We start from the raw sequence: 16,366 nt of genomic DNA, 5'->3' as shown, positions 1-16,366 counted from the left end.
ATCCTTCTGAAATCAGCTACCATTCCATTTTGGAGCAGGATAGACCGATTTCGACTGACTTTTTCATGGAACTTTCCGCCAGCTTCTTATAAGATAGAATGAAATGATTTCACACCGAAAGAAGGGCAGCGTATGAAGCTTCGCGTGCAAATTCCATTCTTCGTGATCGGCTTGATCGTGTTCAGTTACGGGATTGCGGTGGCGATTAAAGTACAACACTTAGGCATACATCCATGGGACGTTCTCAACATCGCGCTCTATGAAAAGTTCGGGTTAACGATCGGGACTTGGGCCGTGCTAGTCGGGCTACTCCTCGTGGTCGTTTCCTTCTTTTTAGATAAAAGCTACATCAATATTGGAACGTTTCTGAACGCATTGGCGGTCGGTTCGCTAGTGGATCTGTTCCTTTTTCTCGAGTGGACACCGGCATCTTCAGGTCTATTCTCTGATATCGCGGTGTTGATGCTAGGTGTCGTTTTGATGGGAATCGGTGGTGGCATGTACTCGGCAGCTCGAATTGGAGCAGGACCTCGAGACGGTTTCATGCTGTCGATCTCGGATAAACTCGGTACATCCATCAGCAGAGTGCGCATCGGAACGGAAAGTATCGTACTCGTGATTGGTTGGTTGCTTGGAGGACCCGTCTTCATTTTTACGTTCATCTACACGTTTATCCAAAGTCCAATCTTCCAATTTGCTTATCACCTGACAACGAAATGGGTGCACATCTTATCAGGTCCAGCACGAACGACGGAGAAGGCGAGTTAATGAAGTGCCAGGCACCATCTCACTTCCCTTGCGGCAGTTCCGATATAAGATGGTGCCTGGCACCTCCGTCCAACCGGTGGGACACAAGGGGAGAGTTGTCGTACCTGGCACCGTAGCTCTTTCTTACCAAATCTAGTAATTTATTTTGGAAATCTAGTAGAGGGTCTAAGCATTTTGTAAGAGAGTTTAATAGAATATAATATTCCCTTATAGAAAGGAGGGAATACGAATATGGGTTGCTCTTCATGTTCTCAGTCTTATTCGTGCTCATGTTCTCAAAATAACTCTACTAATTCTCTTCTCCCTTCTAGTACCAACAGTTGCAGAAAGTGTACAGGTTGCGCTTGTGATACGTTCAAAAGGCTGACACCTGGGACAAGGGTTACGGTTACCATTAATGGTACGGCGCGAACAATCATCTTCTTATGCTTCAATCCGAAGACGTGTTGTGTGACAGGAAGCAATTACACCGTTCCAACAAATAACATCTTAACCTTCGACTGCCGTGATGTAGGGTTTGTAGAATTCAATAACGGCATTGGCGGCGCGTAATAAGAAAAACAGGACTGTCCACTCAGATGGACAGTCCTTCATTATTTTACAGTGTGACCCATGTATACTCTTCTCCCCAGCTTCCTTTTGCCAGAGATTCGATACGGTCGACGATGTCATCCTCAACCGCGAATGCATCCCCTTGCTCGTAAGGGTTGTAATGGAACGCATATAAGCGGGATACGAATTCATGGAATGGGAGAGAGGATTCACCTTCCAGCTCACCGTTTCCGTTCACAGTAGGCTCGATGCCTTGTCCCCAGTTTTGCGATCCGTCATTGTTTGGATTGTAAAAATAGATCCGGTAATCGCCGGACTCCACTCGGGCAATCCGAAGGATCGACACCGCATGGAAACCGAGCAGCTTTCCGTGCACATTCGTAATGAAGATCCCGACCGGATTCGGATAAATCAATTCATAATCATCGTTGTAATCCGGGTGATGGGTTGCATAGAACAACCGTACATATCCTTGGAAATCTGTGATGGTTCCAGTAATCGGCTCAATGACCGTACTGAATCCTCGTTGAACCCAGTTGCCATAGAACTCAGGGTTCACCCATTTGTGTCCATCTTCACCTCGTAGAGCGACACGCGTCATCATCTCGTTGTAGATGCGATCGAGATGAGGAACCAACACGAGCGATACAGGATCGAGCTCTTTATGGAGTTCCGGCGCAAGTCCGCCTTTTAGATCCTTCGAGTGAATGGCAGTACCCTCGAACGTCAAATCAATGTCACCGTCACGGGCCGCACGAGGGATCAACTCAAGCAAGTATCCCGGTGCGTGCTGTGCCCAAAGACTGATACCGCGTGCCGACTGACACGTCGGATTCAAACCTTGCCCGACACCGAGCGGTTGACCGAGTACACTGATGACACCAGCGACGAGAATCGAGTTCGCCGTCAATCCACTTCGGTATTCATACGCGTTGAAAAGCTCCTTGCGCACTTCAGGCCGGATATCGATTTCCACCAAGCGACGCAAGCCTGGTGCGACAGGCGTAGACGACAAGACCCCTCGGTCAAGCATCTTCGATAACCCGTAAATTGTTTGAGCGGTCGCCGGATAAATTGCGACCTTAATCAACTGACTTACAAGTTCAATATGCTCCTCTAAATTCGCTTTTCCTTTGTCTGTCAGCATCAAAGCTTCAGAGAGCAATTCAGGCTTGTTTTTATTCAATCGGCGCAATAAAATCGCGTGCTGAGGTGCCACGATTCCCGTATTCTGCATCGACTTGGCAAACGCGCGCGCTTCCTCGACGAGCTCATCAATCATGACGTTTTTCAGCTCACTACGATAGGTATTTACATTCGGGAACTTTTTACTATATTGGGTTGGTCCTTCGACAGCCTCGATATAGTCTTGCAGATCTTCCGGTTGGTTTTCCGGACCTTCCGACTCAAGCAATTTTTTCGCCGTGCGGATCATCGATTTGATTCGTTTTACCATAATCGGTCGTTGTGCGGTCAGCTGGTTGATCTCAACGAGCAGCGTTTTCGACAACGATGCCGACGAAAGCTGGGTGAACAGGAATTCGAAAAATCGTTGAGCGCGGTCATACTGCTCTGCGTTTTCCTTCTGTTCAATCCGTGCTTCTTCCGATCCGTTCGGGAACAGCAAGTCCAGGTTCAACGCCATCACTTCATTCAAAAATTCCTCCGCAGATTCCTTCGTGACGGACGGGTGATCGGCGTTGCCTTTTGCGATCGCTAGCATCCGCATGTCGCTCATCACTTCAATGATGGAAGCGAGCCCTTTCGTTTTTAACGAACCACTGACGAGAGGTGGCTGTAGTTTCGACGCATCCTCCCATGGACCGCCGCTGAACACGCCGGCTTCATCAAACCGGTTCGCGTAATTGAAGAGGGACTTCATCCCATCCAAACTTTCCATCATCCGTCCGGCTTCCTGATAGACGTCGGTTTGATACATCGATTTTGCGAATGTAGCAGCTTTCTCTAATTCATTCAGGGCTTCTGTGAAACGTTCTACTTTTTTCTCCGTCAATTCTGAAGTCATAATCCAACTCCTTTATCATTTAAAAATCCGCTTAAGATTAGACGTAGAAATCGTACTTTTCATATTTCTGGAGTAGTTCGCGCATATTTTCGCTATCCTCTCCATAGAAGAAGATCGTTCCATAATGGTTTCCGAAGCCGATGCGCTCGGATACCTTCCCTTGGTCAGGTGTGAACATGTCGTGTTTTTCAAAGTACGGGTGGTCTTCAAGTTCGTCCGGTACGTCGAGTCCTTGGATGTATGGGCGGTGAGGGTGCACCATCAAGCAGCCTGCAAAGCCTTCTGCTTCATTTTCTCCTGGGAAAAAGTCGCGTAATTCTTCTTGGGTCGTGTTTGGATCACTGCAAAGGATTTGGGCCTGGTAAGCGTTGAAGCCGTGTGCACGTTCGATCAAGTCGAAGATATGTCCGCCTGGAACGCGGGCTGCGACTTCACCGAAGTGGAGTGTACCGTCTGAGGTGATGAAATATTCTGGGTGGATGACACCGTATTCGATTTCGAACGCATTGATCAATTGTTCAATCGCTTGACGGATTTGTGGTCGTTTCTCCTCTAAGGATGGAGAGGCGGGTACAAAATTGGAATAGCCAAGTTTGACGTATTCCGTAATATTCAAGAATTGGATTTCACCTTTATGGACGAACACTTCACATGAAAATTCCTGTCCATCTAGATGGCTTTCCATTAATAGCGGGAAATCATTTTCGCTCAAAGCATCGATTTCTTCAGGGTCATCGATCGCACGGTGACCGACGGATCCAGCTTTATCAAGCGGTTTTACATGAATCGGGTCGTTCTTGTCGCCTTCGACTTTCAAGAGCGCTTCGTTCACGCGCTTCAGGAAGCGTCTGACGTCGTCCTTCGTATGCGCTTCTTCAAACACACCGACTTTGATGCCTGCGATCTGTGCCTTTCGCTTCATCATCCCTTTGTCACGTAGTAAAAGAGAGCGGTTGAATACGCGGGGCTCGTTTCGGAAGCGGGAGTTAAGCGCTCCTGCCCATTCGACACATTCTTCATAGAGAGGAACAGCTACTTCAGCCCCAAGTGCTTTCAACTGTTTGAAAAGCTTGTCCGATCCCTCGTTCAGTCGGTCGAAATCCCACCCGATGAAACGGATGTCATTCTTTTCGGCAAAATGCTCGAAATCAGGCGGTCCAACGACAACAAAAGGCTTCTCCAATTTGGTGCATGCTTCGATTGCCGGTAAACTCCAACCGATCAAGGCCGTCAAATAAGGTTTTGTTTCGTCTTGTCCATCTTCTCGCATTGTACCTGGAAGATCCATTTGTTCCAATTCCACTGTCATCTCTCCTTTACAATTTTAGTAGTTTAAGGAAAAAACTACTCATCGTTTCTATTATCACAGCATTTTTCAGAAAATTCAAATGAGAACTAGTGCGAGTCCTAGTACAAAAACCATTATATGGTCGAATAGTGGTTAAAACGTTGTGATTTCAAACGTTATCCACGAATAACGTCACTTCCTCCCGAAACCTTTCCAAAGAGTCATACTTAGGGGAGGAATAAAGATGAATCATAAAATGAAAGCGTTGATGATGGTATTTGTCGCAACTGTTGTGCTGATCGCTACACCATCCTTCGCATCAGCAGCACTGGGCGATCGTACATTGAGTGAAGGCGATCGTGGTCAAGATGTTGTGGAATTACAAGATTACTTGATGACAAAGGGTGTATTCCCTTACCATACGTCAACAGGATATTATGGTCCGATAACAGAAGAAGCGGTGAAGGATTTCCAAGCTTCCCGTAACTTGAAGCAAGACGGAGTTGCAGGTCCGAACACGAACCATGCGATTCAAGTATTGCGTTATGGTGACATCGGAAAGCAAGTCATACATATTCAGAGCCAATTGAAACGAGTAGGGCACTACGGCTCAAGTGTAGATGGAATCTATGGAAATGGAACAGTGGACGCGATTAAAAGCTTCCAGCGTTCTCAAGGATTGAAGGCGGATGGAATCGCTGGTCCTAACACGAGAAGCGCGTTGGACAGCAAAGCTTCTAAACGTTCCGTCGAAGCAGGTCAATCTTTTACAGTAGAAAGTACAGCATATACAGCGAATTGTGAAGGCTGTTCAGGTACGACGAAAATGGGCATCAATCTGAAAAAATATTCGGACGCAAAAGTGATTGCGGTGGATCCGAGCGTCATTCCATTGGGATCAATCGTTGATGTTGAAGGCTATGGACGTGCAATCGCTGCTGACATCGGTGGCGGTGTGAATGGAAAAGAAATCGATGTATTCATTGCGAACCATGACAAAGCGATGCAATGGGGACGCAAAAGCGTCAAAGTGACAATCGTAGAATAATAGATGGGACTCCCACAGCTGTTATGAGGTTGTGGGAGTTTCTATTACTTATTTAATCCTCCTTCTATATAATGGAAATAGAGGGGGAGGGTTCATGAAAAATAAAAAGGTAATCTTTATTGCGATTGTCGTTTCGACGATTGTATACATTTATAATGGTTTATATCCGATTACGGACATAGAGACATTTGCAGAAGAATTGAATGGACCAGGTGGGGTAGCTGAGCAAGGGGAGCATATTGAAACTGTACATATAGAAGGAACCGATCGTTACCTTGTGTTCATCCGGACGATTGAAGGGAAGTCCCGCATCCAGCTCTCCATGTTCCAAAAAACTCCGCTGTTGAACAGGTACGAGTACTATGGAACATTCGTGGAAAACACGACAGTTGCCCATCAATCGGTTGAAACCAATAAAGGGATGTACACGGTCTTATTTGGTGAAAATTTGAGTGGAAAACTCGATCATATCGAGTTCACCTTTTATGATGAAGTCTTCGAGATTGATGTAGCCGGGGAAAATTTCTTCGTTTGGTATGAAAAAGAGCCTAGTATGGAAGAAAAAGCGGCGAAAACAGGGAACGATGTGTACGAAATGAAACTGTTTGATCAGAATGACGAAGAATTGGAGCTGGAAGATCTATTTTAGAGCGATTCAATAGTGGATGCGCTCCTTGTTTTAGAAAAAAACCACTTTATCTTAGAAAAACAGTAACGTGTTTTAGAAAAATAGCACTCAGTCTTAGAAAAAAACCGGTGCATTTTAGAAAAATCAGCACCAGTCTTTGAAAACAGTAAGATCTACCTAGATCCCTCAAACAAAACACAATAAGGAAGAGCGACCCGCAAAAGGTCGCTCTTTTTTCCAAATATAGAACTTAGTTTCCGTACCAGGCTTTGTGGGCTTGGATTTCATTGTCGTGGTCTTGATCCCAGTAGTCGACGCTGTAAGAGTAGTCATAGTTCATGATGCACTTGATGCCGCTACCTTGAGGATCGTGTCCAAGACCGTAGTTGTGAGAGAATTCGTGTTGTGCTGCGTGCCAAGTGTTCGTTGTACCTTGATCAAGGTTGACCGATACTGCGCTTCCGTAAGGGGAAGAATTGTATACGTACGCGATTCCACCTGCGTTGAAGTTGGAGTCACGAGTGAATCCGACTAGGAAATCATGTCCTGTACCGTTCCAATCACGGTCTAAGTCTTGTAAAATCTCAGAAGCGTTGCGTCCTTGAGAAGACCATTGACCGAATGCTTTCACTTGGAAATCGATGTTGTGGTCCCGTTGGAAGCCGTTGTCTGCATTTTCAACGATGTTTTGTGTGCGTGTTTGCCAGTCGCTGTGCGCTGCGCGATATTCTTCATCAACTGCAACGAATACCGTTACGACACGAGCTGCGCCTGGGTCAGTATCTCCGTCACCGTCTCCAGGGTCACCGCCGCCACCGCAGAAGAGGATGCAGAGTTCGCCTTCAGAGTTGTGTTTCTCTTTCTTATTTTTCTTTTCTTTTTTGTTCACTTTATCGCTGTTCTTTTCGAATTTCTTTTCACCGATTTTGTTCTTATTTTCATCTAAAACTTCTGCAACTGTCGTTTCTTCAACTTCAGCTGGTTGGTCGAAGTTTTCTTTCCCTTTTGTTTTCGCCTTCGGTAGAGTACCGATGCTCACTTCATTTCCTTGAGAGTCTACCATTGTTGGTTCATGGTGATCTTGATGGTCGTGATGACCTTCTGCACTGGTGAATCCTGGTGCTAGAGTGAGAGATAGTGCGAGAGTCAATGCTGCAAATTTTTTACCTTTCATTCCTTTTACCCCCTAGGTTTTTGATTCGTGCGTCTACTAATCTAGCACACTTGTCACCTAGTTCTCGGGGGTCTAAGGGTCGATTTATCCCGAATTATGTCTATGAGGAAAGACCTCTTTTTCTTAAAGAATGCTTTATATAGGAGAAAATCTGGAACGTGCATTCACCTCATGTGCCGCTCTCACACCGGATTGGACAGCGCCCTCGATCCAGCCTTGGAAGTCGGATGCGTGTTCTCCCGCAAAATGAATCCGGCCTTCCGGACGTCGGATGTATTCAGGAAATGTCGCAGCCTGATTCGGTTTGAAAAGCGTGAAGCATCCAGCCGAGAACGGGTTCTGACTCCAGCTGAAGGAAGCACCGTTCAGGAAATCTTCATAGATCTGATCGCCATGGATCTTCGCCAAATCTTCGAGTGCTTGCTGGATTCGCTCCTCCTCGGACAGGGCGTTCCAAAGCTTCGCATTATCCCCCCAGCTGTAACTGGCAAGGACGACGCCGGTTTGTTTTTCGACTCCTGGACTCGGTGTATACGTAAAACGGTTCGGAAAGTCCGTGAGCACATTCGCACCGCCCAATCCTTCCTCTTCCCAGAATTTACGTTTGAATTCAATACCGATTTTGACAGCAGCCACATAAGGCAACTCGCGGATCGCTTTCCATTTTTCAAAAGAGAAGGTTTCAAATGGTTCCACTTCAATAAATTGAAAGACCGAGAACGGGATGGCAACGATTAGCGCATCACCCGTGTAATCCGTCTTTTGTCCGGTGATTGTATTTTTAGCCTGAACGATGACCTCATCAGGTTTCGAGGTGATTTTATTGACTTTTTCATTGAATTTGATGTTTGGCTTTAATTCTTCAAAGAAAGCCAAGGGGAGTTGATCATTTCCGCCGGTCATTTCATAAAACTGTAGCTCTTCGTTAAAAACGGTATTGACGACATCGAAGAGGATGTTCGTAAAGGAAAGTTCGGCAAAGCCTTCTATTCCGAGTAAAACTTTGACCATACGGATGGCTTCAGGAGAAAGAGAAGGGCCAATCGGATTGAACCTCAAATAATTCTCAATCGAATACCGATCAAAGTTCTTCATGAGAATTTTCTTCTGTTCAGGGCTGCTGTTGTTATAGAGGGTAAGAAAAGGTTGGACAGCACTCATCAACAATTCAGAAGCTGTTTTTCCTTTTTCTTCGGGTTCGACCGGAAACTTCAACACATCCGGATTTCGGTTATATTCTTTGCGTGTCGTTCTGACCCCATTGGCATAGATCACATCATTCTCGGTCGCGTTGATGAACTCATTGTAAGGGATGTTGAATTTGTTGACGTACTCATTGACGAGGTAGTGGTTGACAGGGATCCGCATCGCACCCATGTCCAAGTAATTTTCTGGAGTGAAAGGTTCTCGCAATGTATAAACTCGTCCACCGACCCGATCGTTCCCTTCTAAAATGGTCACGTCATGTCCGGCCATTTTCAGCAAGTATCCTGAAACCAAACCTGCCATTCCAGCCCCAATGATGATCACTTCCTGTGGGTTGTCGGTTTTAGGAAGTCCATCCTGGATGATGGCAAGCATATCTTCCGGATACTTCAACGGGCGGATTGGAACCCCACGCCGTCTGTAAGGACCTTTAGGGTTACGAGCATAAGGATACCTTCTCATGTCACCCCTCCTCATATTTGTTCACTATAACCAAAGTATTAGAAAGAATAGGAGGATATGCCAGATGGGGGAGGTTTCCAATAGTAGGTTGTAGAGATTTTTTACACTAAAAAACCTTTGTCTGTACCTGGTACCGTGTCGAAATTGGAAAGAGGACTATAGTCGCTCTCCTGACGGTTTCTGTCACAACCTCGTGTCACGAACTCTTACAAGATCAATCCTCATGTAGAATTTTATAGAAATAACACAATAAAAAATTGAATATTCAGACAAAACCCTAACCCTCCAGTATAAGTTATCCAGCACGTGAAAGATACGTTTTCAAGGTTGGGAAAACAGGCTTGTCGAATCAGACTTTTGACCCCGTGTTTTACTTTTAGTTTCCCAATACCCAATACGCAGGAATTCCCTCAAAATGGCTGAATTGGTTAAGTAATCTTTTTGAGGGAGGAATAGGTATAGTATGAAGTTCAAAAAACTAGCTACACTGTCACTCGCTGCGTCTATGGCACTTTTTCCAATGGTAGGTGAGGCTGCAACCACCGATCAGCTGGAAGCACCAAAAAAAGTCTCAACACTCGATGTCTCTGATGTCAAAGAGAACTATGTAAAAGGTGAAGTCATCGTCAAATTCAAAGATGGAGTTGGCAACTCACTCAAATCCAACGCTCTGAAATCATTAGGAGCAAAAGAAATGGCAGATGATGATGCTGTCAAATCGAAGTTCAAAGTATTGAAAGTCGGAAATGTGGAAGCTGCTGTCAAAGCGCTCTCCAAGAACCCGAATGTCGAGTATGCGGAGCCGAACTATACGTTCCAATCCACTTGGACACCAAATGATACCTACTATAGTGGATATCAATACGGGTTGAAGACGACTGATACGAACTTAGCTTGGGATATTACAAAGGGAAGCAGTAACCAAGAGATCGCGATCCTGGATTCAGGAGTCGATTATAACCACCCTGACTTGGATGGTAAAACAATCCGAGGATATGACTTTGTTGATAATGACTGGTATCCGATGGACTTGAATGGTCATGGAACGCACGTAGCTGGTACAGCTGCTGCTGAAACGAACAACGCTCGTGGTATCGCAGGTATGGCTCCGAACACATATATTCTTGCGGTTCGTGTATTGAATGCTCAAGGTAGTGGTTCGCTAGCGGACATTGCTGATGGTATTGAGTATGCGGCTGATGCAGGAGCAGAAGTCATCAACCTATCACTCGGCTGTGACTGTAACACGACAACCTTGAAGAATGCAGTTGATTATGCATGGAACAAAGGCGTTGTAGTCGTAGCGGCTGCTGGTAACGATGGCGTAAGCACGACGTTCGAACCAGCATCTTACACGAATGCAATTGCTGTTGCTGCTGTCGATAGCAACGATCAACTTGCATCTTTCTCTAACTGGGGAGCTTCATGGGTAGACGTTGCAGCACCGGGTGTGGATATCGCTTCTACATATCCAAGCAACCGTTATGTGTACATGTCTGGTACGTCAATGGCATCTCCTCACGTTGCAGGACTAGCAGGATTGCTAGCTGCACAAGGCCGTAGTGCTTCACAGATCCGTGCTGCAATCGAAAACACTGCAGACGCGACAAGCGGCACTGGTACGTACTTCAAGCACGGACGCATCAACTCTTACGATGCAGTAAACTACTAATCTAACAACCTTTTCAATTTGTAAAAGTGGCTGGGTGCAGGAACTTCCTGTACTTTCAGCCACTTTTTTGTTTGTAAAGAATATCTTAATTTTCCCTTAAATATACTACTTAAGGTTGTTGGGATAATACCAAAGTATTACAATGAAAATGGGTTATGGAAAAATTTGAAAAAGGTTTGGGGGAAATCAGATGAGGTTGTTGCAGTTGTTTTTGAAACGAAAGATCATTGTCGGATTGTTATTCGTATTCGTCTTGATTACAGGAACCTTCGCAACGATGAAACTAGATAAGGAATTGATGCCGCCGATCGATTTTGATGGGGCATTCATCGACGTGATGGCAGGTGAAATGAATGCTGCTGAAGTCGAGCGAGTCATCACCAATCCAATTGAGCAAAGGTTATCCGGTATCGATGGGGTGGAGGATGTCAACTCCGAAACGAATATCGGCCGCGTGAGTATGAATCTAACTTTTGAAAGTGGCAGTGGGGATGACGTCTACAAGGAAGTCGAAGCGGCTGTCAAAGGAATGAAATCGGAATTACCTGGAGTCGAAGATGTTTTTACATATCAAATGTCGACGAACCAGTCGTTTGAATTTTACATGGACCTGTCGGATGGTTCGATGGCAGATATGACGGCATTTGCGGAAGACGTGCTGAAGCCACGTCTTGAAGCATTGCCTGAAGTGCGCGAAGTGGACTTCATGGGTCTTGAGAAAAACGAAGTACTCATTGAACTCGACCGTGAAAAATTACTAGAATACCAGTTGGACCCGGCACAAATCATCGGGTTGATTCAAAATGAAAATGCAGAAGCGACGCTCGGTACGCTTTCAGAAGAAGAGAATGAACCGACGCTTCGTTGGGATACGTCTTTTTCCAATATCGACGATCTGAAAGACTTGCGTGTTCCGACCGCTCAAGGGGTGGAAACGCTTGATACGTTCGCAGACATCAAGATGCAGGCTGCTGAAACCACAACTTCGGTCTGGAAAGAAGGAACGAATGAATTCCTATTTGTACAGATTGGCCGTGTTTCCGATGCGACTCAAATCGAGATGGCGGAAGCGATCCGTGCGGAAGTGCAAGAGATCCGCAGCGAAAATCTTGTTAAAGGCTTTGAGCTGAATGAAGTCGTTGCTCAAGCTGACTATGTGGAAGATGCAATCAGCGGGGTGACAGACAACATCCTCATCGGGGCGATTGTTGCACTTGCGATTTTGCTTATTTTCTTACGCAACTTGAGAGCGACCATCATCATCGGACTATCCATTCCGACATCGGTCTTGCTTACGTTTTTATCGATGTGGTTGTTGGATTACAGCTTCAACATGCTGAGCTTGATCGCTCTTGGACTTGGAATCGGGATGATGGTCGACTCGTCCATCGTCATACTGGAGTCCATTTATCGTAAAAAAGAACAAGGATACGCGAATGTGCAGGCCGTACTTGAGGGAACGCGCGAGGTGGCGACAGCTGTCTTCGCATCGATGCTGACAACAATTGTCGTGTTCCTGCCAGTCGGATTAATGGGTGGAGAAGTCGGCAAGTTCATGATTATCCTGTCGGTCGTCATTGCGGTGACGCTGATCAGCTCCGTGTTGATTGCGTTCACGCTCATCCCGACGCTTTCTGAGAACTTTTTACGATTAAAGAAATCCAAAATCGGCAAGAAAGAGAACTTCCTTGTGCGTGGATATGGGAAAACCGTTGCATGGATGGGAAGAAAGAAACGGAACCGTTTCGCGATGCTCGGCTTGTTCTTCGTTATACTCGTCAGTTCGTTGTTCTTAGTGACGAAGATTCCAATGACGATCATGCCGGACATGTACAACCGATATTCCGAAGTGATGGTGAACATGGAGCCAGGTATCTCGCTGGATGATCGTGAGAAAATCGTGAATGCGACAAGCGAACGGTTGGAAAACGTAAAAGATGTTGAAAGTCATTATGTCATTGATAATGGAAACTTCTTCTTCATCCTGATCAACATGACTAAAGGAGACGACATCACGAGAGAGCAAGATGTCGTGAACGAAGATATCATGAGTGAACTCCGTACATTGACGGAAGACCTCCCTGTAAAAAGTGTCAGCGGCATGATGTCAGCGGGCGGTGGGTCGCCTGTACAAATCAATGTAAAAGGGGAAGACTTCGGGGAGCTTAAAGCAATTTCCAATGACTTGACCAATGAATTGAACGAAATCGACGGAATCGTAGGCGTTGCAAGTACGAATGAACGTCAGTCGATTGAACAACAAATCGTATTGAAAGAAGATGCGATTGAAAAAGATGGTCTGACACCACAACAAATCAAGCAATCGATCGAACAGCTTTCGATGACGATGCCAGTCGGAGAAATGACGACAGATGGAGAGAAAATGCCGATCGTGATTGGTGTCAATGAGAAGCTGACAACGAAGAACGATTTGCTGGATCTCGAAATTCCAACTCCGAATGGCATGGTGGAGCTATCCAAATACGTAGAACTTGAGCAATCCGAAGTTCCGAACCAGATCTCACATGAAGATGGGGAGCGGTACATCACGATTTCTGCGGACATCGAGGGACGTGACCTCGGTTCCATCAACCGTGACGTGCAAAAAGTGATCGATTCATATAATGCGCCGGCAGGTTATACCGTATCGACTGCGGGTGATCTGGAGCAACAACAAGAACTGATCCAGGAAATGCTGATGATCCTGTTCATCGCAATCTTCCTCGTTTATGTCGTAATGGCGATCCAGTTCAACAGCCTTGTGCATCCACTCGTCGTCATGTCGGTCATTCCGATGACGGTTGTCGGTGTCATCATAGGGTTGTTCATCACGCAAAGTGAATTGAGCACGATGTCCGGTATGGGGATCATCATGCTGATTGGTATTGTACTGAATAACGCGATCTTGTTGATCGACCGTACGAAACAGCTTCGAAACGAAGGATTGGATTCAGCTGGAGCCCTTGTTGAAGCCGGTAAAAACCGTATGCGTCCGATCTTCATGACGACGCTGACGACAGCAGGAGCGATGCTACCGTTAGCACTTGCATCCGGAGCATCTGGAAACTACCAGGCACCGTTAGCGATCGTCGTTATCTCGGGCTTATTGTTTGCGACGATGATCACGCTCGTGTTGATTCCAGCGGTTTACATGCTGTTCGCAGACTTCGGTAGAGGATTCAAGAAAATCTTCAGAAGAAAGAAAAAGGCGAAAAAGCAAGATGAATTGACTGAACAAGCGAGTTAATAGACATAAGGAAAGCTGGTCGAATTTGGTTTCGACCAGCTTTTCTTTTCTTACACATTTAAAGAGAAGAACTTTTTAGCAAGACGATAAGCGACGTTGTTAAGAAGTTTACGGATAAAGTATAAGTACAACTAACGCTCAGCCATCGCCAAAAGGCTTGGCTGAGTCGAGTTTTCTTTACTTTTTCAATAACAAGTACATGAAGTATGGCGCTCCGATCAGAGCGACCATGATCCCTGCTGGAATACCTGTCGGTTCAAACACATTGCGTCCGATCGTGTCAGCTAGAAGCAAGAGCCAGCCCCCGATGAGGATAGCGACGGGGATGAACATCTGATTCCGTGGACCGACGATCGCTTTGGCGATGTGCGGTGCCATCAGACCGATGAACGCGATGCCGCCAGTGACAGAGACGGCAGCAGCTGCAAGTGCGACCGCGGTCAACAACAAGGTGATGCGTTCTTTTTCAATGGAAACGCCGACTCCGATCGCGACGGGCTCATTCATCCCTAACAGATTCAGTCGGTTTGCTTTATATAAGGTGAATGGAATGAGCACAAGAAGCCACGGAAGTAGCGCAAGGATGAATGGCCAATCCGTCCCCCATACGTTTCCGGCGATCCATTTTGCGATAAAATCGACCTTCGACCGTTCTGCAGAGGAGATGAGTACGATCATCACACCTGAGAAGGCCATCGAAAAACCGACACCGATCAGAACGAGTCTCACCGGCTGTAGCCCAGTATTTTTTTGATAAGAAAACAGATAGATCAAGATCGCTGTCACTAACGCTCCGATAAAGGCTACGACCGGAAGCAAGTAGATAAACGAGCCTTCGTCAATCGGAAAGTACAAGAAGAATAAGGCGATGGCGACACCAGCGCCTGAGTTGATTCCGATAATTCCTGGGTCAGCGAGGTCGTTTCTCGTTATGCCCTGCAGGATAGCTCCGGATACAGCTAGTGCCATTCCGGCTAAAATCGTAATAAGAATACGGGGCAGACGGATGGAAAAGAGCACGAATTCCTCCTTGAATGTTCCTTGACCGAGAAGCGTTGGAAGGAGACGATCATAAGAAAGGGAGGCATAGCCCATTCCGGTTCCGAAGACGAATGTGACAGCAATCAGCACGAACAATAACGTGATGGTCACCCGTTGTTTTCGAATGATGGAAGGATGAATCATGAGAATGCCTTACCTCCTTTACGTACGATAATCAGGAAGAAAGGAAGACCCATGATCGCGATGATAGCTGCAACCGGCGTTTCATACGGCGCATTGATTGTCCTTCCTAATGTATCAGCAATAAGCATGAACGAGGCCCCTAGGACAGCCGACATTGGTAAAATCGCTCGGTAATCGGTACCGACGATCGCTCTCACGATGTGAGGCACCATCAAACCGATGAAGGCCAGGTTTCCGACCAATGCAACTGAAGCGCCTGCGAGTAATATAATGACGACAAATAGGATCGCTTTGATCTGGGTGATTTTCTGTCCGAGGCCGACAGCGACCTCTTCGTTCAAGCTTAGGATCGTCAATTGCCGAGAAAGCGCCAGAGCAATTACGATACCACCCACGATGAATGGAACGATTATCTGAAGCTGACTCCAAGTCGTACCGATGATGCCGCCAGCTGTCCACATGGAAACATCTTTGGAGATCTTAAAATAGATGCCGATGCCTTCTGAAAACGCGTACAGAAAAGCGGATACAGCAGCGCCGGCAAGAACAATCCGGAGTGGAGAGAAGCCGCCTTTTTTCATCATACCGATTCCGAAGACCATGAGTGCCCCGACTCCAGCACCGACAAAACAAGCAATCATGATGCCGAAGTAATTGGCTGCCGGGATGAAGGCGAGTGTTACCGCCAACGCAGCATTCGCACCAGCTGTAAGTCCAAGCAATCCTGGGTCTGCGAGTGGGTTTCTTGTGAGTCCTTGCATGATTGCGCCGGAAACAGAAAGCGCTGCGCCTACGAAAATCGCTGCAATTTCTCGCGGAAGACGGATCTCCTGGAGCATGACGATGGTGTCAGTTGTGACGCGAGAGGTGAGGGAGAGCCATACCTCTTTCACGGTCGTGTCAGCAGCACCGAGAATCATCGCGATCAAAAAGGAACCAATCAAGACGAATAAGCCGATTATGAACTTGAGAACAAGTGAAAAACGCTTCGGTTGATCATTCATATGTATCGCATCTTTCTTCAATAGTTTTTTAAATTCAATTTTTTAGAAGAGTTGATGAAGTCAAATTCACGAGACTCCTGCGGGAATCAACTAATTCCATCAAACT

The 16,366-nt window shown here is 46.2% G+C and carries 12 protein-coding genes; 5 read left to right on the top strand and 7 right to left on the bottom strand.

The window, feature by feature from the left end; all coding sequences use genetic code 11:
• Positions 1 to 132: 132 nt before the first annotated feature.
• Complete coding sequence (locus ACSVDE_RS17090) at positions 133 to 768, top strand: YczE/YyaS/YitT family protein (protein ID WP_439302178.1); 636 nt, start codon at positions 133 to 135, stop codon at positions 766 to 768.
• A 275-nt stretch (positions 769 to 1,043) separates the two neighbouring features.
• Here the strand turns inward: ACSVDE_RS17090 and ACSVDE_RS17085 are convergent, their stop codons facing one another.
• The 3 genes from ACSVDE_RS17085 to ACSVDE_RS17075 all read right to left on the bottom strand — a co-directional run bounded on the left by ACSVDE_RS17085 (position 1,044) and on the right by ACSVDE_RS17075 (position 4,655).
• Positions 1,044 to 1,232 (bottom strand): hypothetical protein, encoded by a 189-nt coding sequence (locus ACSVDE_RS17085; protein ID WP_439302177.1) that lies wholly within the window; start codon positions 1,230 to 1,232, stop codon positions 1,044 to 1,046.
• A gap of 134 nt (positions 1,233 to 1,366) precedes the next feature.
• Positions 1,367 to 3,346, bottom strand: coding sequence for a hypothetical protein (locus tag ACSVDE_RS17080; RefSeq protein WP_439302176.1), 1,980 nt, complete (start codon positions 3,344 to 3,346; stop codon positions 1,367 to 1,369).
• A 37-nt stretch (positions 3,347 to 3,383) separates the two neighbouring features.
• Entirely contained in the window at positions 3,384 to 4,655 is a 1,272-nt protein-coding gene (locus ACSVDE_RS17075) for an ATP-grasp domain-containing protein (RefSeq protein WP_439302175.1), read from the bottom strand.
• A gap of 223 nt (positions 4,656 to 4,878) precedes the next feature.
• Here ACSVDE_RS17075 and ACSVDE_RS17070 point away from each other — a divergent pair, with 223 nt between their 5' ends.
• Together ACSVDE_RS17070 and ACSVDE_RS17065 are read left to right on the top strand one after the other, a co-directional pair.
• Complete coding sequence (locus tag ACSVDE_RS17070) at positions 4,879 to 5,682, top strand: peptidoglycan-binding protein (RefSeq protein WP_439302174.1); 804 nt, start codon at positions 4,879 to 4,881, stop codon at positions 5,680 to 5,682.
• A gap of 94 nt (positions 5,683 to 5,776) precedes the next feature.
• Complete coding sequence (locus ACSVDE_RS17065; protein WP_439302173.1) at positions 5,777 to 6,331, top strand: hypothetical protein; 555 nt, start codon at positions 5,777 to 5,779, stop codon at positions 6,329 to 6,331.
• A 229-nt stretch (positions 6,332 to 6,560) separates the two neighbouring features.
• Here the strand turns inward: ACSVDE_RS17065 and ACSVDE_RS17060 are convergent, their stop codons facing one another.
• Together ACSVDE_RS17060 and ACSVDE_RS17055 are read right to left on the bottom strand one after the other, a co-directional pair.
• The gene (locus ACSVDE_RS17060) at positions 6,561 to 7,484 is read right to left on the bottom strand and encodes a zinc-dependent metalloprotease (RefSeq protein ID WP_439302172.1); all 924 of its coding nucleotides are present in this window, start codon (positions 7,482 to 7,484) and stop codon (positions 6,561 to 6,563) included.
• A gap of 135 nt (positions 7,485 to 7,619) precedes the next feature.
• Positions 7,620 to 9,152 (bottom strand): flavin monoamine oxidase family protein, encoded by a 1,533-nt coding sequence (locus ACSVDE_RS17055; protein WP_439302171.1) that lies wholly within the window; start codon positions 9,150 to 9,152, stop codon positions 7,620 to 7,622.
• A gap of 463 nt (positions 9,153 to 9,615) precedes the next feature.
• Between ACSVDE_RS17055 and ACSVDE_RS17050 the strand changes: the two genes are divergently transcribed.
• Both ACSVDE_RS17050 and ACSVDE_RS17045 read left to right on the top strand, forming a co-directional pair.
• Positions 9,616 to 10,824, top strand: coding sequence for a S8 family peptidase (locus ACSVDE_RS17050; RefSeq protein WP_439302170.1), 1,209 nt, complete (start codon positions 9,616 to 9,618; stop codon positions 10,822 to 10,824).
• Positions 10,825 to 11,014: 190 nt separating this feature from the next.
• The gene (locus ACSVDE_RS17045; RefSeq protein ID WP_439302169.1) at positions 11,015 to 14,071 is read left to right on the top strand and encodes an efflux RND transporter permease subunit; all 3,057 of its coding nucleotides are present in this window, start codon (positions 11,015 to 11,017) and stop codon (positions 14,069 to 14,071) included.
• Between the two features lie 177 nt (positions 14,072 to 14,248).
• On the opposite strand, the gene ACSVDE_RS17040 is transcribed toward ACSVDE_RS17045, so the two are convergent.
• Together ACSVDE_RS17040 and ACSVDE_RS17035 are read right to left on the bottom strand one after the other, a co-directional pair.
• Positions 14,249 to 15,256, bottom strand: coding sequence for a FecCD family ABC transporter permease (locus ACSVDE_RS17040; protein WP_439302168.1), 1,008 nt, complete (start codon positions 15,254 to 15,256; stop codon positions 14,249 to 14,251).
• Positions 15,253 to 16,260, bottom strand: a complete 1,008-nt coding sequence (locus ACSVDE_RS17035; RefSeq protein WP_439302167.1) for a FecCD family ABC transporter permease — start codon at positions 16,258 to 16,260, stop codon at positions 15,253 to 15,255. Before ACSVDE_RS17035 ends, ACSVDE_RS17040 begins: the two co-directional genes overlap by 4 nt.
• Positions 16,261 to 16,366 lie beyond the last annotated feature (106 nt).

Source organism: Pseudalkalibacillus sp. Hm43, assembly GCF_051842935.1.
Taxonomy (GTDB): domain Bacteria; phylum Bacillota; class Bacilli; order Bacillales; family Fictibacillaceae; genus Pseudalkalibacillus.
The sequence above is the reverse complement of the archived record's forward strand: the minus strand, read 5'-3'. Positions and strand labels throughout refer to the sequence as shown.

What these genes read in the sequence shown, in the direction of transcription:
- ACSVDE_RS17090 (WP_439302178.1), top strand. Translation starts at nt 133, where the DNA reads ATGAAGCTTCGCGTGCAAATTCCATTCTTCGTGATCGGCTTGATCGTG.
- ACSVDE_RS17080 (WP_439302176.1), bottom strand. Translation starts at nt 3,346, where the DNA reads ATGACTTCAGAATTGACGGAGAAAAAAGTAGAACGTTTCACAGAAGCC.
- ACSVDE_RS17075 (WP_439302175.1), bottom strand. Translation starts at nt 4,655, where the DNA reads ATGACAGTGGAATTGGAACAAATGGATCTTCCAGGTACAATGCGAGAA.
- ACSVDE_RS17070 (WP_439302174.1), top strand. Translation starts at nt 4,879, where the DNA reads ATGAATCATAAAATGAAAGCGTTGATGATGGTATTTGTCGCAACTGTT.
- ACSVDE_RS17065 (WP_439302173.1), top strand. Translation starts at nt 5,777, where the DNA reads ATGAAAAATAAAAAGGTAATCTTTATTGCGATTGTCGTTTCGACGATT.
- ACSVDE_RS17060 (WP_439302172.1), bottom strand. Translation starts at nt 7,484, where the DNA reads ATGAAAGGTAAAAAATTTGCAGCATTGACTCTCGCACTATCTCTCACT.
- ACSVDE_RS17055 (WP_439302171.1), bottom strand. Translation starts at nt 9,152, where the DNA reads ATGAGAAGGTATCCTTATGCTCGTAACCCTAAAGGTCCTTACAGACGG.
- ACSVDE_RS17050 (WP_439302170.1), top strand. Translation starts at nt 9,616, where the DNA reads ATGAAGTTCAAAAAACTAGCTACACTGTCACTCGCTGCGTCTATGGCA.
- ACSVDE_RS17045 (WP_439302169.1), top strand. Translation starts at nt 11,015, where the DNA reads ATGAGGTTGTTGCAGTTGTTTTTGAAACGAAAGATCATTGTCGGATTG.
- ACSVDE_RS17040 (WP_439302168.1), bottom strand. Translation starts at nt 15,256, where the DNA reads ATGATTCATCCTTCCATCATTCGAAAACAACGGGTGACCATCACGTTA.
- ACSVDE_RS17035 (WP_439302167.1), bottom strand. Translation starts at nt 16,260, where the DNA reads ATGAATGATCAACCGAAGCGTTTTTCACTTGTTCTCAAGTTCATAATC.